Origin of the sequence: Achromobacter sp. ACM03, assembly GCF_014851665.1 — a bacterium.
Classification (GTDB): Bacteria; Pseudomonadota; Gammaproteobacteria; order Burkholderiales; family Burkholderiaceae_B; genus Achromobacter; species Achromobacter aegrifaciens.
On sequence record NZ_JACVAD010000006.1, the window covers coordinates 201164 to 222605 of the forward strand.

Genomic DNA, 21442 nt, shown 5'->3' on the forward strand with positions numbered 1-21442 from the left:
AGGGATGGACATGTCGACCAACAAACAATCTACGGTGCGTATCGCCCTGGGCACCTGGGACCGCTTGCGCGACGACGCGTATTCGGTGCGCCATGAAGTGTTCGTCGTCGAACAGAAAGTGCCGCCCGAGGTCGAGCTGGACGACGATGACGCGGTGTCGGTGCACGCCGTGGCCTACGGCCCGGACGGCACGCCCATGGGCACGGGCCGGCTTCTGCCCGACGGCCACATCGGCCGCATGGCGGTCCACAAGAAGGCCCGCGGCATGGGCGTCGGCAGCCAGTTGCTGGACGCGCTGATCGAACAGGGCCATGGCGACGGCCACCGCATGCTGGTGCTGCACGCGCAGACGCATGCGGCAGGTTTCTACCAGGCCCATGGCTTCAATGTGGAAGGCGAGGAATTCGTCGAGGCCGGTATTCCGCACGTGGTCATGACCCGCGTGCTGAAGTAGGGCGGGCCGCCCGGCTCAGAGCGTCTGCCTGCGGGCCGGGCAAATCAAATAGGCGGGATAAAGAAAAGGGCCGCAAGAAAAGGGCCACACAAAGAAAAAACCCCGGACGCTTACGCGTTCGGGGTTTTTTTGGCGCATCACGCAGGTACCTCGTGATGTAATAATTGGTGCCCAGGAGAGGACTCGAACCTCCACACCTTGCGGCACATGGACCTGAACCATGCGCGTCTACCAATTCCGCCACCTGGGCGCTGATGCTTTACTTGTCGCTTCGCTTTCGCGTTGTTTCTTGTTCAGCAGCAGAGGAATGAGATTATGCACACTTTTTTTGAAGTGTGCAAGTCGTGTGGCTTTTTTTTCATATTTTTTTGCTGCCGGGCGCTTTCGAACTTTCGATATAGTGTCGCCCCATGTCCCGTACCCTCTGCACGCGTTGTCTGCGTCCTCTGTCGCACTGTCTGTGCGCGCTGATTCCCTCGCTTTCCTGCCGCACTCGCGTCGTGGTGTTGCAGCATCCGAGCGAGGCGCGCCATGCCTTGAACACCGCAAGGCTGGCGGTGCTGGGGCTGGCGGGCGCGCAACGCGTGGTGGGCGAATATTTTTCGGAAGAGGATTGGGCGCTGCCAGGCCATCTGCCTCGCCTGCTGTTTCCGGGCGAGGGCGCCGAGGTGTTGGCGCCGGGCTACGGGCAGGACCTGGGCGCGCCCATCAGATTGATCGTGCCTGACGGCACCTGGGGACATGCGCGCAAATTGCTGCATATCAACCCGGCGCTGGCCGCCTTGCCGCGCGTGATGTTGCCCGCGGGGCTTTCCACGCGCTACCGGGTTCGTCACGCCGACGTGCCGGGCGCGCTGTCCACGATAGAGGCCGTGGCGCATGCCTTGAATGCGATTGAAGCGCCGACGAATTTCGATGCGCTGCTGCGGCCTTTCGAAGCGTTGATCGATGGCCAGATCGAAGGCATGGGCGCGGATCTGTACGCGCGGCATCATTTGAATCGCAAGGTGCCGTGGCGTTGAAACAGGCAGTGGCGGGGCGCAAAGCAAAAGCCCCGGGAATCTTGCGATTTCCGGGGCCTTTTAGCCGTTGCCATCAAGACCGCCTTGCATGGTCTTGATTGAAATTCCGTGGTGCCCAGGAGAGGACTCGAACCTCCACACCTTGCGGCACATGGACCTGAACCATGCGCGTCTACCAATTCCGCCACCTGGGCACTGAGAGATACTGTCAGAAGTATGTGATACGCTGCCGCTCTAGTCGCATCGCTTCAGTTAAAACAGATTAACTAAAACATGCGTCCAAAGTGCAGTTGGTTCTACAATAAGGTTTTTAAGCAACTTGCTTTTCAAACCCCGGCTGGGTTTTAAACTTCCCGGCCCTTCTGACCATTTTCTGCTTCAGTGTTCAGCCTTGGGCGAACCACAGAAGCTGCGCATTATATACGGAAATTTTAGCTTTGGCAAAACGATCGAATAACGAATCGAATAACAACAGATCAACACCCTTGCCCGAAGCGCCGCCGGACTTCGATCCTGATGTCCCGTCCCGTGAAGCCGTCCTGAAAGCGCTGCGCGCCGCAGGCTCGCCGCTGTCTCCGGTGGAACTGGCCGAACGCATGGGCGTCGAGCGCGCCGCGACGATGGTGGGATTTGAGCGCCGCCTGGGCGCCATGGAGCGCGACGGCCAATTGATGCCCAACCGCAAGGGCGTGTTGCTGCTGGCCACCAAACTGGACTTCGTCGCCGGCAAGGTGCTGGGGCATCGCGACGGCTTCGGCTTCCTGTTGCGTGACGACGGTGGCCCGGACCTGTTTCTGTCGCCGCGCGAAATGCTCAAGGTGCTGCATGGCGACCGTGTGCTGGTCAAACCCACTGGCGAATACCGCGGCAAGCCGGAAGGCACCATCGTCGAAGTCATCGAGCGCCGCACCAACAAGCTGGTGGGGCGCTTCCTGCACGAGCATGGCCTGTCCATCGTCGTGCCCGAGGACCAGCGCATCAAGCATGACATCCTGATTCCGCCCAGCGACACCAACGGCGCCCAGCATGGGCAGGTGGTCGCGGTTGAAATCATGGAGCAGCCCACTCGCCACACGCAGCCGCTGGGCCGTGTGGCCGAGGTGCTGGGCGAGATCGACGATCCCGGCATGGAAATCGAGATCGCGGTGCGCAAGTTCGACGTGCCGGTCGATTTCTCGGAAGCCGCGCTCAAGCAGGCCGCACGCCTGCCGGACGTGGTCAGGAAGACCGATCTCAAGGACCGCGTCGACCTGCGCGACGTGCCGCTCATCACCATCGACGGCGAGGACGCGCGCGACTTCGACGACGCGGTGTACTGTGAGCCCGTGGAGCTGGGCGCGGGCCAGCGCAAGCGCCCGGGCTGGCGCCTGCTGGTGGCCATCGCCGACGTCAGCCACTATGTGCGTCCGGGTGACGCCCTGGACGACGACGCGATCGAACGCGGCACCAGCGTGTACTTTCCGCGCCGGGTCATCCCGATGCTGCCGGAGTCGTTGTCCAACGGCTTGTGTTCGCTGAACCCGGACGTCGACCGCCTGGTGCTGGTTTGCGACATGGTCATTCCGGCCAGCGGCGCCAAGGCTGGTACGGTCACGGCCTACCAGTTCTATAACGCGGTCATGCACTCGCATGCGCGCACCACCTATACGAACATCTGGGCCGCCCTGCAACAGCCCGGCGGTCCTGCCGCGCACGCCATGCGCAGCGTCATGCCCCAGGTCCAGCACCTGTATGAACTCTTTCAGCTGCTGGCGCAAGGGCGCAAGAAGCGCGGCGCCATCGACTTCGACACGGTCGAGACCAAGATCGTCTGCAATGAGCTCGGCCGTATCGAGCAAATCGTGCCGTCGGTGCGCAACGATGCCCACAAGCTGATTGAAGAGTGCATGCTGGCCGCCAATACCTGCGCGGCCGACTTCATGACCCGCAGCAAGCATCCCGGCCTGTACCGCATCCACGAAGGCCCCACGCCCGAACGCCTGCAGTCGCTGCGCGAATTCCTGCGCACCATGGGCCTGTCGCTGGGCGGCGGCGAGACGCCCACGGCCAAGGATTACGGCGACTTCCTGGATTCGGTGCGCGGACGCCCCGACTACCAGCTGTTGCAGACGATGTGCCTGCGCTCCATGCAGCAGGCGGTCTACAGCCCCGACAATATGGGCCACTTTGGCTTGTCCTATCCCGGCTACAGCCACTTCACCTCGCCCATCCGCCGCTATCCCGACCTGCTGACGCATCGTGTCATCAAGGCGTTGCTGGCCGGTCAGCGCTATGTGCCCAGCCTGGAAGACCAGCCTGTGGTGATCGGCCGCACGCAGCGCGAGCACGAACATGCCATCTGGGAAAAGATGGGCCTGGTGCTGTCCGCCAGCGAGCGCCGCGCCGACGAGGCGTCGCGCGACGTCGAAGCCTGGCTCAAGTGCTGGTTCGTCAAGGAGCGCGTGGGCGAGGACTTCAGCGGCACCGTTACCGGCGTCGCCAGCTTCGGCATCTTCGTCACGCTGGACACCCTGCACGTCGAAGGGCTGGTGCATGTTTCCGAACTGGGCGGCGAGTATTTCCAGTTCAACGACGCCCTGCACGAGTTGCGCGGCGAACGCACGGGCATGCGCTACCGCCTGACCGACAAGGTGCAGGTGCAGGTGTCGCGCGTGGACCTCGAAGCCCGCCGTATCGAGTTCCGCCTGGTGCAGGGCACGAGCTTCGACGCCTTGCGCAAGGCGTCGGCCCGCAGCCCGGACGAGCCCTCGCGCCGTGTCAAGAAGGCCGCGTCGCCCAAGCCCGCCGCCCTGAAGGGCCAGACCGCCAAGGAGCGCCGCGCCGAGGCCAAGAAGGCCAGCAAGCCGCCGCGGGCGCCCAAGGCATCCAAGCGCGCAGCGCCGGCCAAGAAGGCCGCGCACAAGCGCCACTGACACTTCCTTATGGCGAGGCCGTCGTATGGCGGCTGCGCCATAAGGGGTAACATTGCATCTATGGCCGGCTTGGTCCGGTGGCCCGCCCCGCTCTGGGGCGGGTATTCGTTTATCTAAAGGTATTGCATTTATGGCGTCGACCCAAGTCCTGGCCGGGTTTCACGCGGTTGTTGCGCGGCTGCGCCACGCGCCCGACTCGATCAAGGAAATCTATGTAGAGGCGTCGCGCCGCGACAAGCGGATGCAGACGTTCATCGAGCAGGCCGAAAAAGCGGGCTGCCGCCTGCATCCGGTCCCCATGGAGCGCCTGGACGGCCTGTCCCGCGGCACCCGCCATCAGGGCGTGGTGGCGCTGGCCGAAGAGCGCCAACTGGCGGTGGACGTGGATGAGGTACTCGATGTCATCGAAGGCCCGCCGCTGCTGTTGATCCTGGATGGCGTGACCGATCCCCACAACCTGGGCGCCTGCCTGCGTACCGCGGATGCCGCCGGCGTGCACGCCGTCATCGCGCCGCGCGACCGGGCCGTCGGCCTGAACGCAACCGTGCAGCGCGTGGCTTGCGGCGCGGCCGATACCGTGCCCTATCTGATGGTGACCAACCTGGCGCGCACCATGCGCAGCCTGAAGGACCGTGGCGTGTGGCTGGTGGGCACCGACGACCAGGCCACCGACAGCATGCATCAGATCGATGCGCGCCAGCCCATGGCCTGGGTCATGGGGGCGGAAGGCGAGGGCATGCGCCGCCTGACGCGGGAAACCTGCGATCAACTGGTGAACATCCCCATGCTGGGTTCGGTGGAAAGCCTGAACGTCAGCGTGGCCAGCGCCGTCTGCCTCTATGAAACCGTGCGCCAGCGCCGTTCCTGATTCATCCGTCTTACCTATCTTGTAGACCATATCCTCTTCGCGTCAGCCCATCATGCACCAGAACGGCTTTACCACCACGATCCTCCATTCCGACCGCAAGCAATCCGTCGAGCACGGAGCGGTGCACAAGCCCATGCATCCGTCCTCGGAGTTCGCCTACGAAGACGCCCGTGAGCTGGCCGCGGTCTTTCAGGGCAAGGCCGGCTTTACCTACGCCCGCCAAGGCACGCCCACCACCACCGCGCTGGAGGCCAAGGTCAACCAGATGGAAGGCGGCAAGGGCACGGTCAGCTTCGCGACCGGCATGGCGGCGCTGGCCGCCATCTTCACCACGCTGCTGCGCCGAGGCGACCATCTGGTGTCCAGCCAGTTCGTGTTTGGCAACACCAACAGCCTGCTGGGCACGCTGCTGGAACTGGGGGTGGAAATCACCTTCGTGGACGCGACGGATTCGGCGCAGGTGCGTGCGGCGATCCAGCCCAACACCCGCATGGTTTTCACCGAGACCATCGCCAATCCGGGCACGCAGGTTGCTGACCTGGCCGTGATTGGAGAAATCTGCCGCGAGAAGGGCCTGGTCTACGTGGTCGACAATACGCTGACCTCGCCCTGGATGTTCCGGCCTGTCTCGGTCGGGGCGTCCCTGGTGATGAACTCGCTGTCCAAGTACATCGGCGGCCATGGCAATGCGTTGGGCGGCGCCGTCACGGACACGGGGCTGTATGACTGGTCGAATTACGCGAACATCTACGAGGCCTATCGCAAGGGACCGTCCACCAGTTGGGGGCTCACGCAGGTCAAGAAGAAGGGCCTGCGCGACATGGGCGGCACCCTGGCTGCCGAGCCTGCGCACCGCATCGCGGTAGGCGCCGAGACCCTGGCCCTGCGCATGGCCAAGCACTGCGCCAACGCGTTGGCGCTGGCGCGCTTCCTTGAGGATCATCCGGGCGTGGCCAAGGTGCATTACCCCGGGCTGGCCAGCCACCCGCAGCATGCGCGCGCGGCGGCGTTGTTCGGCTCGCGCTTCGGCGGCCTGTTGGGCGTCGAACTGGCGGACGGGGTGGACTGCTTTGATTTCCTGAACCGCCTGCGCATCGTGCTGATGGCGACTCACCTGGGCGATACGCGCAGCCTGGCGCTGCCTGCCGCCCACACCATCTATTACGAGATGGGCGCCGAGCGCCGCAAGCAGATGGGCATCGCGGACAGTCTCATCCGCGTGTCCGTGGGCATCGAAGACGAGGCCGATCTGCTGTTTGATTTCGATCAGGCGCTCAACGGCTGCCTGCAGGGATAATGCGGCACGCGCGCGACCGGTGGCCGGGCGCGCCTGCAACGCAATCGGGATAGCGCCCATGCTCATACAGATCGCAGAAGTCTTCACGCCAGAAGAGGCGGCCGAGATCCGGCGCCGCCTGGACGCCGCCGATTGGGTCGACGGCAAGGTCACCGCCGGCTATCAGTCGGCCGAGGTCAAGCGCAACCGCCAGCTGCCGGAGCAGCATCCCCTGGCGCAGGAGCTGGGCAACCTGATCCTGCAGCGCCTGGCGGCCAACAACCTGTTCATGTCGGCCGCGCTGCCGCGCAAGATCTTTCCGCCCTTGTTCAATCGCTATGAGGGCGGGGAAGCGTTCGGCTATCACGTGGACAATGCGGTGCGCGGCATCGCCGGCACGGCTGAGCGCGTGCGCACGGACCTCTCGGCCACGCTGTTCTTTTCCGAGCCCGATTCCTACGATGGCGGCGAGCTGGTCATCGACGACACCTATGGTCCGCGCGCAGTGAAGCTGCCCGCAGGGCATATGGTGCTGTACCCGGGCACCAGCCTGCATAAGGTCAATCCGGTGACGCGGGGCGCGCGCGTATCGTCGTTTTTCTGGATGCAGAGCCTGGTGCGCGAAGACAGCCAGCGCGCACTGCTGCTGGACATGGATGTGGCCATACAGCGCTTGAATCAGGATGCCGCGGGGCATCCCTCCATCGTGCAACTCACCGGCATTTATCACAATTTGCTGCGTCGATGGGCCGATGTCTGACGCAAGTTAACGATCGCGTTCGAGGGTGTCGCGCAAACCCCGAAATGCGTGTTTCTGTTTATTGCGAAACGGTCTAAAAGCTAGTATTGACGCGGGTTGTGGTGAGGTTTTCGCTTGACAGCCGCGCCACGCCAAGGCCTAATACACGTCTGCGTCGCTGGTGATTTGAAGGCAATTTGCCATTGAATCCAGGCGGCGCAGCAGTTTAAAAGTTGTGCTTCGCAGCGCAAGAAAAAAGTTTATCCACTGTCTGTTCGTCGTTTGTCGGTTTTGCGTCTTCTGCGGCGTCCATCATGACGGCCATGAACTGCACTCCGGCAGACTCCATACCTTGTGAGGGGTACACCTGAATGAACAAAACCGAACTCATCGATCACATCGCCAGCAAGGCCGACATCTCCAAGGCCGCCGCTGGTCGCTCGCTCGACGCCCTGATCGGTGCCGTCAAGACCACCCTGAAGAAGGGCGGTACGGTTACGTTGGTTGGCTTTGGCACGTTCGCTGTGTCGGCTCGCGCCGCGCGCACCGGCCGTAATCCGCGCACTGGCGAAACCATCAAGATCAAGAAGGCCAAGGTGCCGAAGTTCCGTCCGGGCAAGGCCCTGAAGGACGCCGTCAACTAATGGACGGCGGGCGGGTCGCAGGCATTCAGGCCTGGCGATTTGCCCACAACTGCGCGGTCCGGTATACTCCGGCCCGCGTATTGCTTTTGAGTGCCCCGGTTGGCAGTTGCTTGTACGGATTTTTCGCGAATTTCGTCTTGAGGCTGCATCAAAATGGGTGCTTAGCTCAGTTGGTAGAGCGGCGCCCTTACAAGGCGTAGGTCACAGGTTCGACCCCTGTAGCACCCACCAAAAGCTCCGATATGCGCTCCACACAAAACCCGCACACGTCATGGTGGCGGGTTTTTTGTTTTGCGCGCGCCGCATCGCTCGTGCCAGTTGATCTCGCTCAGAAATGTAGGACGGGATCAGATGAAATAGGACGTGCGAATCATTCGCATTTAAGATATTATTGTGGGCTTGTACCGGTCAGCCGGCGTCGCCATCGCGTGTGCGTCTTTCCTGGCTGGCCGGATAAGTCAATGCACCCTGGCTGATTCATGCCTAGTTTTCAACGCGGTTGGAATTCTTCTTCGCGCTCTTCATTCGGTATACGCGCAGGCGCTGGCCTGACGGTCCTGGCGCTGCATGCGGCAGTGGTAGGCGCCATCTTCATGGCACCCGAGAATCGTCCTGAACTCGAAGAACCCGAAGCCATCATGGTGAGCGTGGTGGATGCGCCCATTCCCCAGATCGCCAAGGCCGAGCCCACTCCCGAGGAGCCGCAGCCGGTGACGGAAACGCCGCCCGAGCCGCCGCAGCCCGAGGTCGAGCCCGAACCGGAGCCTGAACTCAAGCCCGAGCCGGAACCTGAACCCGAACCGGAACCGGTGGTTGAAAAGCCGCCGATGCCGGCGCCCAAACCCAAGCCCAAGCCGCCACCCAAGCCTAAACCCAAACCCGAGCCCAAGCAGGACGTCAAGGTCGAGCCCAAGCCGGAAGCGCCAAAGGCGCCGCCCAGTGGCGCGCCCGAAGGCACGCAGGCGCCGCAAGGGCCGCAGCAAGGGCCGCCGCCGGATCAGCCGGTGCTGGTATCCAGCATCGAATTCCAGGGGGCGCGCCCCATGCCCAATTACCCGATGGCATCGCGCCGCATGCGGGAAGAGGGCCGCGTGGTGGTGCTGGTCGAGATCAACACCCAGGGGCTGGTCGAGCGGGCAACCATCGATGCGTCCTCGGGCTTTCCGCGCCTGGACGAATCGGCGCTGGCAGCCGCCCGCAAGGGTCGTTTCAAACCGTATACCCGTAACGGCGTGGCCTATCCCGCCAAAGCCAAAATTCCGTTCGATTTCGTAATGAGGAACTGAGATGTCCAACGCACTGCATAGCGCCACCCTGGTGGCGCAGGCGACCACCAGCCCGGCAGCGCCGGCTGCCGCCGCCGCTGCGCCTGCCGCGGCTGCGGCCGCGCCCGCAGCTCAACAAGCCGCCTCGGCGGTCGGTGCCACGGCTCAGCAAGCCGCCGGCGCTGTCCAGCAATCGGCCGACGCGCTGCACGGCGCCGCCGCCGCGCTGCCCTCGGCGCTGCCTGCCGCGCCGGCCCCCGCCGCGGTCCCCGACATGGGCTTCATGCACTTCATCGCGCAAAGCGACTTCGTCGGCAAAGGCCTGTTCATCATCCTGATCCTGATGTCGCTTGTGACCTGGTACCTGATCCTGGTCAAGGTCGCGAGCAACGTCAGCATGCGCAAGCGCTCCGCGGACTTCCTGAACAAGTTCTGGAACGCCAGCTCGCTCGAACAGGTCGAAAACGAAATCGTCACGCATGGCGCGCGCGATCCGTTCTCGCACCTGGCCAGTCACGCCATGCATGCGCAGGCGCATCACAACAAGTTCGGCGCGACCAAGCTTGAAGAGTCGGGCAGCAACTCCGATTTCGTCACGCGCACCATGCGCAAGGTCATCGATGAAGAAACCGCGAAGCTGGAAAACGGCCTGACCGTGCTGGCTTCGGTGGGTTCGACGGCGCCGTTCGTGGGCCTGTTCGGCACGGTGTGGGGCGTGTACCATGCTCTGGTCGGCATCGGCCTGTCCGACGGCGTGACCATCAACCGCATCGCCGGTCCGGTGGGCGAAGCGCTGATCATGACGGGCCTGGGCCTGGCGGTCGCCATTCCCGCGGTGCTGGCCTACAACACCTTCGTGCGCAACAACCGCGTGTTCCTGTCGCGCCTGGATGCCTTTGCGCATGACTTGTTCGCGTTCCTGACCACCGGCCAGCAGGTCGCTCTGTCCGACGGCAAGGTGCGCGCCCTGCGCCGCCAGAACGGCAACGGCGCTGCGGCTCAACGCGGGAGCGAATAATGGCCTTTGGCAGCTTCGAGGGCAAGGGATCCGGAAGCCATACGGTTTCCGAGATCAATATGGTGCCCCTGATCGACGTGATGCTGGTGCTGCTGGTGATCTTCATCATCACCGCGCCGCTGCTGGCGCATTCGATCAAGATCAACATGCCCCAGGTGGCCGCCGAGCAGATCGAGGAAGAACCCAAGACCGTCGACCTGGCCATCGATGCCAGCGGGGCGCTGTTCTGGGACGAGAAGCCGGTCAATATCGATGACCTGCCCAACCGCTTCAAGTCGATCGCCGGCACCAAGCCGCAACCCGAGATCCGCATCCGCGCGGACCAGAACACGCGTTACGAGACCCTGGCCAAGGTCATGGCTTCGGCCCGCCGTTCGGGCATGACGCGCATCGGGTTCGTGACCACGCCTCCGTCCGGCGGCGTCGCCGGCTCAGCAGCGCCCGCTGCGGCCGGGGCCGCCCCGGCTCCGTCCGCACCTTGAACGCTTCCCGGCCCCGGGGCGCATTTCGCGCCCCGTTCCGGCCGGGATCGCGCTAGAATCGCCGCATGCGAGTTCTGGTAATCGAAGACGACACCACCCTGGGCCACGCGCTCCAGGAATTTCTGGCCGACCAAGGCTATGCGGTCGACTGGCTGACCGAGGGCGACCGGGTTCTGGGCGCCTTGGCGGGGCAGCCTTACGACCTCATGCTGCTCGACCTCAACCTTCCGGGCATGAGCGGGCTGGACGTGCTGCGGCAATTGCGCCAGGACGGCAACCAAGTTCCCGTGTTGATCCTCACCGCCCGCGATGGCATCGAGGACCGCGTCGCCGGCCTGGACGCCGGGGCGGATGACTACGTCACCAAACCTTTCGAACTGCCCGAGCTGGCGGCGCGCGTGCGCGCCTTCGGCCGGCGCCGCGCCGGCCAGGCGCAGCCCCTGATTGAAGTCGGCCCGCTGGTGTTCGACACCGTTGGCCGCGAAGTCCGCGCCAATGGCCAGCGCCTGTCGCTGTCGGTGCGCGAGCTTTCCGTGCTGGAAATGCTGATGGCCCGTGTCGGTCGCGTCGTGACCAAGCGCCAGATCGTGAACTCGCTGTCGGCCTGGGATGCCGATTTCAGCGAAAACGCCGTCGAAGTCTACGTGTACCGCCTGCGCAAGCGCCTGGAAGGCACTGGTGCCAGCATTCAAACGGTGCGCGGCTTTGGCTACATGCTGGATGTGGAAACGGCCTGACGGGCCGGCTGCGGCCGCGTCGCACCGGCCGCGCGCATCCATACGCCTAGGCGAGGGCATTGCGTCATGATGCAGGAACGCACTCCTACCGCTACTCCGGTTTCCCGCCCCTTGCTTCCCTCCCGTTCGCTGGCGCGGCATCTGGTCATCCGCCTGATGCCGCCGATCCTCCTGCTGGTCCTGTTGGACCTGGCGGCCACCTGGGTCATCACGCACAAGATCGACATGTCGCTCTGGATGCTGGAAGATTTCTTCTGGCTGATGGTGGTGGGGCAGGTCGCGTTGATCGCGCTGTTCACCTGGGTGGTGATGCAGGGCGTGCGTTCGGGGCTGCGGTCGGTCAACCACCTGTCCGAAGAGATCCGGCAACGCTCCATCGACGACATGCAGCCGCTGGAAGTGGCCGGCGTGCCGGTCGAAATCGAGCCACTGGTCACGCACACCAATGATCTGCTGCTGCGCCTGGATGCCTCGCTGGCGGCGCAGCGCCGCTTCATCGGCCATGCGGCGCACCAGCTGCGCACGCCTTTGTCGGGGTTGCGCCTGGAGTCGGAATTGATGCTGGCGCGCCCCTTGCCCGACGACGTGCGCGCGCGGGCCGAACGCATCAAGGCGGTGAGCGACCGCATGATCCGCCTGGGGCAGCAGTTGCTGGTTCTGGCGCGCGCCGATCCTAACGCCCGTCCGCAGGACAGCTTCGTGCGCATCGACCTTTGCGAATGGGTGCGGGCGAACGGCGCGGAATGGTTTCCGCGGGTGCGCGAGGCGCACTACGAGCTGGATCTGGTCGCGCCGGACGCGCCCATCTGGATCGACGCCGATCCCTTGCTGCTGGCCGAACTGCTGGGCAATCTCATCGACAACGCGCTGCGCTATGGCAACAAGACCGGCCGCATCACGCTGATCGTCGGCGCCAATCCGCCTTCGCTGACCGTGGAGGACGATGGGCCGGGCATTTCTCCCGATGAGCGCGAACGGGTGTTCGAGGCCTTCTACCGTTCTCCCACCGCGACCGCGGGCGGGTCGGGCCTGGGACTTGCCATCGTGCGGGAAATCGCGCACGCGCATGGTGCCTGGTGGAAACTCACCAGCCGTCCGGACTTTTCAGGAACACGGCTGTCCGTCGTGTTTCCCGGCCCCCGCAAGGGCGCCCAACTTACTCGTCAAGAACCTACATCATGAGCCAAGGTTCGGCCAGCGTTCCTTCGTCGTCCAACGGGCAAACACTCGGCGGGCACGCGCCATCGTCGCGGGCCGCCCTCATCATGGGGGCGCTGGGCGTGGTGTACGGCGATATCGGCACCAGTCCCTTGTATACGCTGCGGGCCTGTCTGACGGGACTGAGCGTGCACACCGACCTGGAGCCTGCCCACCTGCTGGGCGTGCTGTCCATCCTGTTCTGGATGCTGATGGTGGTGGTGTCGTTCAAGTACGTGACGCTGGTGCTGCGCGCCGACAACCGCGGCGAGGGCGGCACGCTGGCCTTGCTGGAACTGGCGGTGCGCGGGCGTGAAGGCAAGCTGCGCTGGGTGCTGATCGTGCTGGGAATTTTCGGCGCGGCGCTGTTCTACGGCGACAGCATGATCACGCCAGCCATTTCAGTGCTGTCGGCGCTCGAAGGGATAGGCATCGTGTCGCATCAGCTGGATGCCTGGGTCGTGCCGCTGTCCCTGGTGGTGCTGATTGCGCTGTTCGCGATCCAGTCGCACGGCACGGGCGCCATGGGCAAGCTGTTCGGTCCGGTGATGCTGTTGTGGTTCGGCACGCTGGCGGCGCTGGGCGGCTGGCAGATCTGGCAGACGCCGGAAGTGCTGCGAGCCTTGAATCCGATGTGGGGTTTGCGTTTCATCGTCGAGTTTCCGTGGATCAGTTTCGTGCTGCTGGGGGCGGTGGTGCTGGCCTTGACCGGCGCCGAGGCGCTGTATGCCGACATGGGCCACTTCGGCCGTCCGGCGATCCGCCGCGCCTGGTTCAGCATGGTGCTGCCGGCCCTGACGCTGTGCTATTTCGGCCAGGGCGCGCTGTTGTTGCGCGATCCGACCGCGATCCGCAATCCGTTCTTCATGATGGCGCCGGAATGGGGGCTGGCCCCGCTGGTGGCCTTGGCCACCATTGCGACCATCGTGGCGTCGCAGGCGGTGATTTCGGGCGCTTATTCGGTCACGCGCCAGGCGGTGCAGCTGGGCTTCTGGCCGCGCATGCAGATCCTGCATACGTCGGCCATCGAGAAGGGCCAGATCTATCTGCCGCAGGTCAATGCGCTGCTGCTGTGCGCGGTGCTGATCCTGGTCCTGCTGTTCCGCAATTCGGACAACCTGGCTGCCGCTTATGGCTTCGCGGTCACGGGGACGATGTTCACGACGTCGGTGCTGGCTTTCGCGGTGTTGCCGCGCGGTTCGACCGGCATCAAGCGTGTGCTGTGGATGGTGGCGCTGGGCCTGTTGCTGTTGTTCGATGTGCTGCTGTTCTCGGCCAACGTGTTCAAGATCCACGAGGGCGGCTGGCTGCCGCTGCTGGTGGCGATAGTGGTGTTCACGCTGATGATGACGTGGCGCCGCGGCCGCCGGCTGCTGTCGGAGATGCAGCAGCGGGACCGCCAGCCGCTCAAGGAATTCATGGCGCAGCTCGAAGAGTACCCGCCGTCGCGCGTGCCGGGCACGGCCATCTTCATGACGATGAACTCGGGCAATGTGCCGCCGGCGCTGCTGCACAACCTGAAGCACAACAAGGTGCTGCATGACCATGTGCTGTTCCTGACCATTCTGGTGGCGGACGTGCCCTATGTTTCGCCCGAGGAGCGCTTCTCCGTGACCAAGCTGTCGGCGTCCAGTTGGCAGGCGACGATCAACTACGGCTTCAAGGAAGATCCGGATGTGCCGGAGGCGCTGCGGCTGGTGGCTGAGGCGTATCCGGAGATCGATCTGGAGCCGATGCGGACTTCCTACTTCCTGTCGCGGCAGACGGTGGTGGCGGCGAAGAAGCCGGCGCTGTGGCGCTGGCGGCGGGCGGTGTTTTCGTTCATGGCGCGGAACTCTACTCGGAGTACCAAGTTCTTCAAGATTCCGGCTAATCGGGTGGTGGAGATGGGGATGCAGGTGGAGCTTTAGGCTCTTGCTTGCTCCTTGGTGGTGATTTGCATTCTGTTGACGCCTGGGGCGGCGGGGGCTGAATGTGTCCCGTTGCTGGGGAGGGCGGTGTGCTTGGCGTTCTCGCCTAGGGTGGGGTGTGGTGGACGATCTTGCGGGGCTCGCCCCCGGCCGGCCGCGCAGGCGGCCTTTGGGGGCTTACGCGGTGTCTTGCGGTAGGTGATGACGCTGCGCGCTGGTCGTGACTGTCTTTAGTGGGCTCGCTCTCATCGAGGTTGGCGCCCGATCGCTCTTCGCCAAACAAAAAGCCCTTCGGCGTGCCGAAGGGCTTTCTGGTTTATGGCGTTGAAGAATTACTTCTTCTTGCCTTCGTCGCTCAGCTGCGGCAGCGAGCTGCCGGAGGAGGCGAGCAGGCCGGTCTTCACGTAGGTGAAGAGCTTGCCGCGGGTGTCGACGATGTCGAGGTTGCGCATGGTGAGCTGGCCAATGCGGTCCGCGGGCGTGAACGGGGCGTTTTCGACCTTTTCCATGGACAGGCGCTCGGGGGCGTAGGTCAGGTTGGGCGATTCCGTGTTCAGCAGCGAGTAGTCGTTGCCGCGGCGCAGTTCGATGGTGACTTCGCCGGTGACGGCGCGGGCGACCCAGCGTTGGGCGGCTTCGCGCAGCATGATGGCTTGCGGGTCGAACCAACGGCCCTGGTACAGCAGGCGGCCGAGCTTGCGGCCGCTTTCGCGGTACTGCTCGATGGTGTCTTCGTTGTGGATGCCGGTGACCAGGCGCTCGTAGGCGATGAACAGCAGGGCCAGGCCCGGGGCTTCGTAGATGCCGCGGCTCTTGGCTTCGATGATGCGGTTTTCGATCTGGTCGCTCATGCCCAGGCCGTGGCGGCCGCCGATGCGGTTGGCTTCGAGCATCAGTTCGACGGGGTCGCTGTATTCCACACCGTTCAGGGCGACCGGGTGGCCTTCCTCGAAGCGGACGGTGACTTCCTCGGCCTTGACGGCGACGTCGTCGCGCCAGAAGGCGACGCCCATGATGGGCTTGACGATGCGGATGCCGGAGTTCAGGTGCTCCAGGTCCTTGGCTTCGTGGGTGGCACCCAGCAGGTTGGAGTCGGTGGAGTAGGCCTTTTCAGCCGACATCTTGTAGTCGAAGCCGGCCTGGCGCATGTACTCGGACATTTCCGAACGGCCGCCGAGCTCGTCGATGAAGCGCTGGTCCAGCCAGGGCTTGTAGATCTTCAGGTCCGGGTTGGTCAGCAGGCCGTAGCGGTAGAAGCGCTCGATGTCGTTGCCCTTGAAGGTGCTGCCGTCGCCCCAGATGTTGACGTCGTCTTCCTTCATGGCGGCCACCAGCATCGTGCCGGTCACTGCGCGGCCGATGGGGGTGGTGTTGAAGTAGGTGATGCCGGCGGTCGAGATGTGGAACGCGCCCGATTGCAGGGCGGCGATGCCTTCGGCCACCATCTGCGCGCGGCAGTCGATGAGGCGGGCCTTTTCAGCGCCGTAGGCCATGGCCTTGCGCGGGATCTCGTCGTAGTCGGACTCGTCGGGCTGGCCCAGGTTCGCGGTGTAGGCGTAGGGGATGGCGCCGTTGTTGCGCATCCAGAGGAGCGCTGCGCTGGTGTCGAGGCCGCCGGAGAAGGCGATGCCGACCTTCTGGCCGGTGGGAAGGTTCGGGAGGATAGTGGTCATTGTTTGAAGTGAGACGCCAACAGGACTTGGACAGCAGACTTTGACAGCTGCTAGCCGCCAAACAAGAGAAACGGACGCTATTTTAACTCTTTTGCCGCGGTCGGGCCGCCGGGGCGAACAGGGCCGGCAGCTCCAGCTGGCGGATCAGGAGCGCGGTGGCGGCGGCCAGCCGGGTGGCGGGGCGGTGGCGGGCGCTGGCCAGCACCAGATCATTGGTGATGGTCGGGTCGACGATGTCGCACAACGACAGCTCATGTTCCGCCGCCGGGCCGCGTGCGGCCGAGCGCGGCAGGATGGCGTAGGCGTCGCCCTGGGCGGCCAGTTCGACGATGGTCTGGACGGCGTCCACCTCGACGGCGATGGTCAGACGTACGCCCTGGGCGCGGCACACGCTTTCGACCAGGGTGCGGATGGCGTTGGGCAGGCTGGGCACCACCAGCGGGTAGTCGCCCAGTTGGGCCACGGTGACGCGCGGGGGCAGCGCGGGCTGGTGGCCGGCCGCGGCCACCAGCACCAGGTCCTCGCGGAACAGCGATTCGTAGGCCAACTGGGGCGAGGGCGCGGGGTCGTAGAGCAGGGCCAGGTCGACGCGGCCGGCCAGCAGCCATTCGCGCACCTGGGCGCTGAGGCCTTCAGCAACGGCGATGGAGGCCTCGGGGAAGCTGCGGCGGAAGGCCTGCACCAGCGGGGGCGTGAGCACGCGCGCGATGCGGGGCGGCAGGCCCACCACGACCTTGCCCGTGGGCGTCTCGCGCAGGGTCTGCAGGTCCTCCTTGGCGCGTTCGGCCAGGGTCAGCAGGGCGCGGGCATGCTCCAGGAAGCGCAGGCCGGCTTCGGTGGGTTCGGCGCCGCGGCCGTTACGGTAGAGCAGATGCTGGCCGAGTTCCAGTTCCAGCAGGCGGACCTGGCGGCTGAGCGTGGGTTGCGCCACGTCCAGCATTTCGGCCGCGCGCGAGAAGCTGCGCCTCTCGGCCACGCGCAGGAAGTATTCGATCTGCTTGAGGTCCATCGGATATTTGGAAAATCTATATCTGAAATCAAAGATATAGCATTGTTGGGCGGCGGGCAATCCGGGACCATGGCGTTTTCAACGCAGGAACCCGCCCGTGCCCGATTGCCGTCCTCCGCTAGCCGCGCCGTCCCGTCCCCGCCACGCCTTGCCGCCGGGCGCCTGCGATGCGCATTGCCACGTGTTCGGGCCGGCCGACGTGTTTCCGTACGCCGAGGGGCGCTCGTACACGCCGCCGGATGCGCCTTACCAAGCCATGGCGGCGCTGCACAGTCGCCTGGGTGTGGAGCGCGCGGTGGTGGTTCAGGCCAATTGCCATGGCTCGGATCACCGCGCCTTGCTGGACGCGCTGGCCCAAAGCGGCGGCCGCTATCGCGGCGTGGCGCTGCTGGGAGCGGATGCGACCGAGGCCGGCGTCAGGCAATTGCATGAGGGCGGCGTGCGCGCGGCCCGTTTCAACTTCGTGCCGCATTTGGGCGGCGCGCCGGATCCGGCGGTCTTCGACCGGGTCGTGGCGCTGATCGCGCCGTTGGGCTGGCATCTGTGCCTGCATCTGGACGGCGCGATGCTGCCGGAGCTGCTGCCGCGCCTGGCCGCGCTGCCGCTGCCCTTCGTGGTCGACCACATGGGGCGGTTGAAGGCGGGCGATGGCTTGGCGTCGCCTGCGATGCAGGCGCTGCTGGGATTGGCGCAGGTGCCGCAGGCCTGGGTCAAGGTGTCGGGCATCGACCGCATCGCATCGGGCAAGCGGCCGTTCGCGGAGGGCCTGCCCTTTGTGCGCGCGCTGGCCGAGGCGTTGCCCGATCGCTGCCTGTGGGGCACGGACTGGCCGCATCCGAACGTGGCGGGCGATATGCCCGACGACGGCGAGCTGGTCGACCTGTTTTTTGAAGCTTGTCCCGATGCGGCCTTGCGCCAGCGCATCCTGGTGGACAACCCGGCGCGGCTGTACGGATTCGAGTAGGCGCGGCAAACGCCACCGCCATCAGGCGGCGCGCGAACGACAAGAAAATTCCATTCAATCAGGAGACACCATGTTCAAGAAAATACTGTCCGCCGGCCTGCTGAGCCTGGCCGCCCTGGGATCCGCCCATGCCGATGGGCCGGTGCGCCTCATCATTGCCTTCCCGCCTGGCGGGCCGGTGGATCTGGTCGGCCGGGTGCTGGCCGAGCAATTGGGCAAGGAGCTCAAGCAGCAGGTCATCGTGGAGAACAAGGCCGGCGCCAACGGCAACATCGCCGCGGCCTACGTGGCCAAGGCGCCCGCCGACGGCTCGGTGCTATTCCTGACCAGCGTGGGCGCGGTCGCGATCAGCCCGGCGCTGTACAAGGATCTGCCGTATGACCCCGTGCGCGATTTCGCGCCGGTGTCCAAGGTGGTCAACAACGCCACGGTGTTCGTGGTCAATCCGTCCAATCCGGCGGTCGACGCGGCGGACTTCGTCAAGAAGTCGCAGGCCGCCTCGCAATCGGTCGCGATCGGCTCGTCGGGCATCGGCAGCATTCCCCACCTGACCCTGGAAATGTTCGCCGATTCCAGCAAGGCGAACGTGATGCACGTGCCATACAAGGGCGCGGCGCCGGTCATCAATGACGTGATGGGCAACCAGGTGTCCGGCTTCTTCGGCGACGTGCCGGGCCTGATCGGCCATATCCAGGGCGGCAAGTTGAAGCCCCTGGGCATCGCCGCGCCGACCCGCCATCCGCTGCTGCCCGAGGTCAAGACCCTGGCGGAGCAGGGCATCGCCGGCGTGGAGTCCAACAACTGGTACGGCATCGTCGCGCCGGCCGCCACGCCGCCGGCCACGATCGACAAGCTCAACCAGGCCGTGCGCGCCGCGCTGAACACGGAGAGCGTGCGCGCCCGCCTGGAGAAGTTCGGCGCCCAGGCCGCGCCCGGCAGCCCGCAGGAACTGGCTGCCCTGATCGCGTCCGACCGCGAAAAGTGGACCTCGCTGATCCAGCGCAAGAACATCCGTCCGGAGTGAAGATGAACGCATGCAGAGTAGGGCTGGTGACGCCGGGCAGCCGCCCGGAACTGGCCGCGATCGAGGCGCGGATATCGGCTGCGCGGGGGCGCATCTCGCCGCTGTACCAGGTGCTGTTGAACAGTCCGGCCGTGGTCCAGGGCTGGGAAGCCATGCTGACCGCGATCCGCCTGAACACGGCGGTGCCGCCGCGTCTGCGCGAGCTGATCATCCTGCGCGTGGCGACCTTGAACAACGCACCGTACGAGTTCGAGGCGCATGTGCCGCACGCGCTGGCTGCCGGCATGCCGCAGGCGCTGGTGGACGCGTTGCGCGGCGGTCCGGCGCCGTCGGAACTGCAAGGCCTGGAAGCCGGCGAGGCCGAAGTGCTGGCGTTGACGGACGCCATGACGCGCGACATCGAGGTGCCGGACGCCGTGTTCGCGCCGCTGCGCGCGCGCTACGATGACACGCAGTTGGTGGAACTGGCGGCGACCGTGGGCGCGTACAACATGGTGTCGCGCTTCCTGGTGGCCTTGCGCGTAGGACATTAAAGGAGACTGGAGTGCAGGAAACCGTATTGCTGGTGTCGCTGGGCGAGCGCTTCGACGAGCCGCGCGCACGCGAACTTGAACAGACCTTGACCCAGGGATTGGAAGGATTGTGCGCCGCCGCGTACGCCGCCGTGGAAGAGGACGAAACCTACGTCTATCTGCGCGGATCGGCGGCGGCTCTGCCCGAAGCGCAGGCGCGCCTGGCCGAGAGCTTCCCGGGCGCGCACAGCCGCGTGCTGCACCTGACGCTGGACCTGGCAGGCGCTTCGGCGGGGCAGGACGCGCCGTGGCATTACATCGTCGAAACCGACGTGCTGCCCGAGGCCGACGCCGACCTGAATGCCTGGTACGACCAGGAGCACCTGCCGGGCCTGGCATCGGTGCCTGGCACGGTGCGCGCCATGCGCTATGAGTGCCGCGACGAGTCGCCGCGCTATCTGGCCTGCTACGACCTGCACACGCGCGAAACCTTTGGCAGCCCGCCCTGGCTGGCGGTGCGCGCCAGCGACTGGAGCGGCCGTGTGCGTCCGTCGTTCCGCAATACGCGCCGGACCATGTTCAAACGGATTCTGTAGGCCGGATGCAGAATGGCTGGGCAGGCACTGCCCGGCCCGCGTAACGAGAGCGCCGAGCCGGTTGTCGATTCGGTGCAAAATCTGTTTGGTAAATCTATTTTTTTTCTATAAAAATCAATAATTTATAAGTTGACGCATAGAAACGAGCGCCGGAACATGCCGAGTTCCGCGCAGCCGGGAGTATCCCGGCGGTTCGTGCAAATGCGAGTCCCGCAACGAAGCAGGGTCTGAGCGCGGCGAAGTCCGCGCGTCCTTTGCTTGTCGGCCGTCAAGAGCAGGTTGGTGTTCGTCACCGCCTTCATCCCAGGGAGAAAACCATGTCGTTCAAGAATTTTTTCGCGCTCGCGAGCTGTGCCCTAGCAGTGACGTTGTCCGTTACCAATGTCACTGCTGCCGATCAGACTTACGTCGTCGGTGCAGGGGGCACCTACCGGCCCTTTGAGTTCGAAACGCCGAGCAAGGAACTGGTCGGCTTCGACATCGATATCATCAAGGCCATCGCCTACGCATCCGGCTTCAAGATCAAGCTGGTCAGCACGCCATGGGAAGGCATCTTCGCCACCCTGGGCCAGGGCGACCGCGACATCATCATCTCCGGCATTACCATCACTGAAAAGCGCGCCAAGATGGTCGACTTTTCGCTGCCCTATTTCCCGGCGGAGCAAGTCATCATCACTGGCGCCGACAATAAGGTTGCCGCACTGGCTGACCTGAAGACCTTGCAAGTCGGCGTGGTCAACTCAACAGCAGGCGACATCGTCATCTCTGAAGAGATCGGCAAGTCCAATACGGCCATTCACCGTTTCGACAATACGCCGCTGATGCTGGAAGAGCTGTATCGAGGCGGTATCGATGCCGCGATCGGCGATGTCGGCGTGATCAAGTTCTACATCAAGAGCCATCCTGAAAAGCAATTCAAGGTGGTCAACGACGCCAAGTTCACGCGCCAGTACTTCGGTATCGCCGTCAAGAAGGGCAACAGCGAACTGCAAGGCAAGATCAATACCGGTTTGAAGAAGATAGTTGCCGACGGCACCTACGCCAAGATCTACAAGGAATGGTTCGACCTCAACGTGCCGGCGCTGCCGCTGTAAGCCACGTACGGACCTTTTCATGCCCACGGTCTCGCCGCGGACCGTG

At 64.7% G+C, this 21442-nt stretch carries 20 protein-coding genes and 3 tRNA genes; 19 read left to right on the plus strand and 4 right to left on the minus strand.

The window, feature by feature from the left end; genetic code table 11:
- Nucleotides 1–4 precede the first annotated feature (4 nt).
- The gene (locus tag IB257_RS24550) at nucleotides 5–454 is read left to right on the plus strand and encodes a GNAT family N-acetyltransferase (RefSeq protein ID WP_370126826.1); all 450 of its coding nucleotides are present in this window, start codon (nucleotides 5–7) and stop codon (nucleotides 452–454) included.
- Between the two features lie 165 nt (nucleotides 455–619).
- Here the strand turns inward: IB257_RS24550 and IB257_RS24555 are convergent.
- Nucleotides 620–704, minus strand: a tRNA-Leu gene (locus IB257_RS24555).
- A 160-nt stretch (nucleotides 705–864) separates the two neighbouring features.
- On the opposite strand from IB257_RS24555, the gene IB257_RS24560 reads away from it, so the two are divergent.
- Nucleotides 865–1476, plus strand: a complete 612-nt coding sequence (locus IB257_RS24560; RefSeq protein WP_054451125.1) for a tRNA-uridine aminocarboxypropyltransferase — start codon at nucleotides 865–867, stop codon at nucleotides 1474–1476.
- Nucleotides 1477–1585: 109 nt separating this feature from the next.
- Here IB257_RS24560 and IB257_RS24565 read toward each other — a convergent pair.
- Nucleotides 1586–1670 (minus strand) — tRNA-Leu (locus IB257_RS24565).
- A gap of 243 nt (nucleotides 1671–1913) precedes the next feature.
- On the opposite strand from IB257_RS24565, the gene rnr reads away from it, so the two are divergent.
- From rnr to IB257_RS24625, 12 genes are all read left to right on the plus strand, one after another.
- The gene (rnr, locus tag IB257_RS24570) at nucleotides 1914–4388 is read left to right on the plus strand and encodes a ribonuclease R (protein WP_192492926.1); all 2475 of its coding nucleotides are present in this window, start codon (nucleotides 1914–1916) and stop codon (nucleotides 4386–4388) included.
- 130 nt (nucleotides 4389–4518) lie between these two features.
- Nucleotides 4519–5256 (plus strand): 23S rRNA (guanosine(2251)-2'-O)-methyltransferase RlmB, encoded by a 738-nt coding sequence (gene rlmB / locus IB257_RS24575; protein WP_013392619.1) that lies wholly within the window; start codon nucleotides 4519–4521, stop codon nucleotides 5254–5256.
- Nucleotides 5257–5308: 52 nt separating this feature from the next.
- Nucleotides 5309–6553, plus strand: coding sequence for a cystathionine gamma-synthase family protein (locus IB257_RS24580; RefSeq protein WP_054451127.1), 1245 nt, complete (start codon nucleotides 5309–5311; stop codon nucleotides 6551–6553).
- A 58-nt stretch (nucleotides 6554–6611) separates the two neighbouring features.
- The gene (locus tag IB257_RS24585) at nucleotides 6612–7292 is read left to right on the plus strand and encodes a Fe2+-dependent dioxygenase (RefSeq protein WP_119450515.1); all 681 of its coding nucleotides are present in this window, start codon (nucleotides 6612–6614) and stop codon (nucleotides 7290–7292) included.
- A gap of 350 nt (nucleotides 7293–7642) precedes the next feature.
- Nucleotides 7643–7915 carry an HU family DNA-binding protein gene (locus IB257_RS24590; RefSeq protein WP_003812968.1) on the plus strand — a complete coding sequence of 91 codons (273 nt, stop codon included), beginning with the start codon at nucleotides 7643–7645 and terminating at the stop codon, nucleotides 7913–7915.
- A 155-nt stretch (nucleotides 7916–8070) separates the two neighbouring features.
- Nucleotides 8071–8146: transfer RNA gene (locus IB257_RS24595), tRNA-Val, on the plus strand.
- A gap of 248 nt (nucleotides 8147–8394) precedes the next feature.
- A complete protein-coding gene (locus IB257_RS24600; RefSeq protein ID WP_054451129.1) occupies nucleotides 8395–9201 on the plus strand; it encodes an energy transducer TonB in 807 nt (268 codons plus the stop codon).
- Between the two features lies 1 nt (nucleotide 9202).
- Nucleotides 9203–10198, plus strand: coding sequence for a MotA/TolQ/ExbB proton channel family protein (locus IB257_RS24605; RefSeq protein WP_054451130.1), 996 nt, complete (start codon nucleotides 9203–9205; stop codon nucleotides 10196–10198).
- On the plus strand, nucleotides 10198–10680 hold the full coding sequence (locus tag IB257_RS24610) for a biopolymer transporter ExbD (RefSeq protein ID WP_054451131.1): 483 nt from the start codon (nucleotides 10198–10200) through the stop codon (nucleotides 10678–10680). Before IB257_RS24605 ends, IB257_RS24610 begins: the two co-directional genes overlap by 1 nt.
- 65 nt (nucleotides 10681–10745) lie before the next feature.
- Nucleotides 10746–11417, plus strand: a complete 672-nt coding sequence (locus IB257_RS24615; protein WP_006218435.1) for a response regulator transcription factor — start codon at nucleotides 10746–10748, stop codon at nucleotides 11415–11417.
- 66 nt (nucleotides 11418–11483) lie between these two features.
- Nucleotides 11484–12599 (plus strand): HAMP domain-containing sensor histidine kinase, encoded by a 1116-nt coding sequence (locus tag IB257_RS24620; RefSeq protein ID WP_225589140.1) that lies wholly within the window; start codon nucleotides 11484–11486, stop codon nucleotides 12597–12599.
- Entirely contained in the window at nucleotides 12596–14524 is a 1929-nt protein-coding gene (locus IB257_RS24625) for a potassium transporter Kup (RefSeq protein ID WP_054451132.1), read from the plus strand. Before IB257_RS24620 ends, IB257_RS24625 begins: the two co-directional genes overlap by 4 nt.
- A gap of 332 nt (nucleotides 14525–14856) precedes the next feature.
- On the opposite strand, the gene argG is transcribed toward IB257_RS24625, so the two are convergent.
- The gene (gene argG / locus IB257_RS24630; RefSeq protein WP_013392627.1) at nucleotides 14857–16197 is read right to left on the minus strand and encodes an argininosuccinate synthase; all 1341 of its coding nucleotides are present in this window, start codon (nucleotides 16195–16197) and stop codon (nucleotides 14857–14859) included.
- 82 nt (nucleotides 16198–16279) lie between these two features.
- Nucleotides 16280–17206, minus strand: coding sequence for a LysR family transcriptional regulator (locus IB257_RS24635; protein ID WP_175181686.1), 927 nt, complete (start codon nucleotides 17204–17206; stop codon nucleotides 16280–16282).
- Nucleotides 17207–17303: 97 nt separating this feature from the next.
- Between IB257_RS24635 and IB257_RS24640 the strand changes: the two genes are divergently transcribed.
- The 5 genes from IB257_RS24640 (at nucleotide 17304) to IB257_RS24660 (ending at nucleotide 21396) form a co-directional block, all read left to right on the plus strand.
- Nucleotides 17304–18170, plus strand: coding sequence for an amidohydrolase (locus tag IB257_RS24640; protein WP_175162637.1), 867 nt, complete (start codon nucleotides 17304–17306; stop codon nucleotides 18168–18170).
- A gap of 70 nt (nucleotides 18171–18240) precedes the next feature.
- Entirely contained in the window at nucleotides 18241–19194 is a 954-nt protein-coding gene (locus tag IB257_RS24645; protein WP_119450511.1) for a tripartite tricarboxylate transporter substrate binding protein, read from the plus strand.
- A 2-nt stretch (nucleotides 19195–19196) separates the two neighbouring features.
- Nucleotides 19197–19727 carry a carboxymuconolactone decarboxylase family protein gene (locus tag IB257_RS24650; protein WP_054451135.1) on the plus strand — a complete coding sequence of 177 codons (531 nt, stop codon included), beginning with the start codon at nucleotides 19197–19199 and terminating at the stop codon, nucleotides 19725–19727.
- Nucleotides 19728–19738: 11 nt separating this feature from the next.
- Nucleotides 19739–20302, plus strand: coding sequence for a DUF4286 family protein (locus IB257_RS24655; protein ID WP_054451136.1), 564 nt, complete (start codon nucleotides 19739–19741; stop codon nucleotides 20300–20302).
- A gap of 317 nt (nucleotides 20303–20619) precedes the next feature.
- On the plus strand, nucleotides 20620–21396 hold the full coding sequence (locus IB257_RS24660) for a basic amino acid ABC transporter substrate-binding protein (protein ID WP_125473604.1): 777 nt from the start codon (nucleotides 20620–20622) through the stop codon (nucleotides 21394–21396).
- Nucleotides 21397–21442 lie beyond the last annotated feature (46 nt).

Bases quoted from the DNA above. Each gene is read 5' to 3' on its own strand.
- IB257_RS24550 (WP_370126826.1), top strand. From the start codon at position 5: ATGGACATGTCGACCAACAAACAATCTACGGTGCGTATCGCCCTGGGC.
- IB257_RS24560 (WP_054451125.1), top strand. From the start codon at position 865: ATGTCCCGTACCCTCTGCACGCGTTGTCTGCGTCCTCTGTCGCACTGT.
- rlmB (WP_013392619.1), top strand. From the start codon at position 4,519: ATGGCGTCGACCCAAGTCCTGGCCGGGTTTCACGCGGTTGTTGCGCGG.
- IB257_RS24580 (WP_054451127.1), top strand. From the start codon at position 5,309: ATGCACCAGAACGGCTTTACCACCACGATCCTCCATTCCGACCGCAAG.
- IB257_RS24585 (WP_119450515.1), top strand. From the start codon at position 6,612: ATGCTCATACAGATCGCAGAAGTCTTCACGCCAGAAGAGGCGGCCGAG.
- IB257_RS24590 (WP_003812968.1), top strand. From the start codon at position 7,643: ATGAACAAAACCGAACTCATCGATCACATCGCCAGCAAGGCCGACATC.
- IB257_RS24600 (WP_054451129.1), top strand. From the start codon at position 8,395: ATGCCTAGTTTTCAACGCGGTTGGAATTCTTCTTCGCGCTCTTCATTC.
- IB257_RS24605 (WP_054451130.1), top strand. From the start codon at position 9,203: ATGTCCAACGCACTGCATAGCGCCACCCTGGTGGCGCAGGCGACCACC.
- IB257_RS24610 (WP_054451131.1), top strand. From the start codon at position 10,198: ATGGCCTTTGGCAGCTTCGAGGGCAAGGGATCCGGAAGCCATACGGTT.
- IB257_RS24615 (WP_006218435.1), top strand. From the start codon at position 10,746: ATGCGAGTTCTGGTAATCGAAGACGACACCACCCTGGGCCACGCGCTC.
- IB257_RS24620 (WP_225589140.1), top strand. From the start codon at position 11,484: ATGATGCAGGAACGCACTCCTACCGCTACTCCGGTTTCCCGCCCCTTG.
- IB257_RS24625 (WP_054451132.1), top strand. From the start codon at position 12,596: ATGAGCCAAGGTTCGGCCAGCGTTCCTTCGTCGTCCAACGGGCAAACA.
- argG (WP_013392627.1), bottom strand. From the start codon at position 16,197: ATGACCACTATCCTCCCGAACCTTCCCACCGGCCAGAAGGTCGGCATC.
- IB257_RS24635 (WP_175181686.1), bottom strand. From the start codon at position 17,206: ATGGACCTCAAGCAGATCGAATACTTCCTGCGCGTGGCCGAGAGGCGC.
- IB257_RS24645 (WP_119450511.1), top strand. From the start codon at position 18,241: ATGTTCAAGAAAATACTGTCCGCCGGCCTGCTGAGCCTGGCCGCCCTG.
- IB257_RS24650 (WP_054451135.1), top strand. From the start codon at position 19,197: ATGAACGCATGCAGAGTAGGGCTGGTGACGCCGGGCAGCCGCCCGGAA.
- IB257_RS24660 (WP_125473604.1), top strand. From the start codon at position 20,620: ATGTCGTTCAAGAATTTTTTCGCGCTCGCGAGCTGTGCCCTAGCAGTG.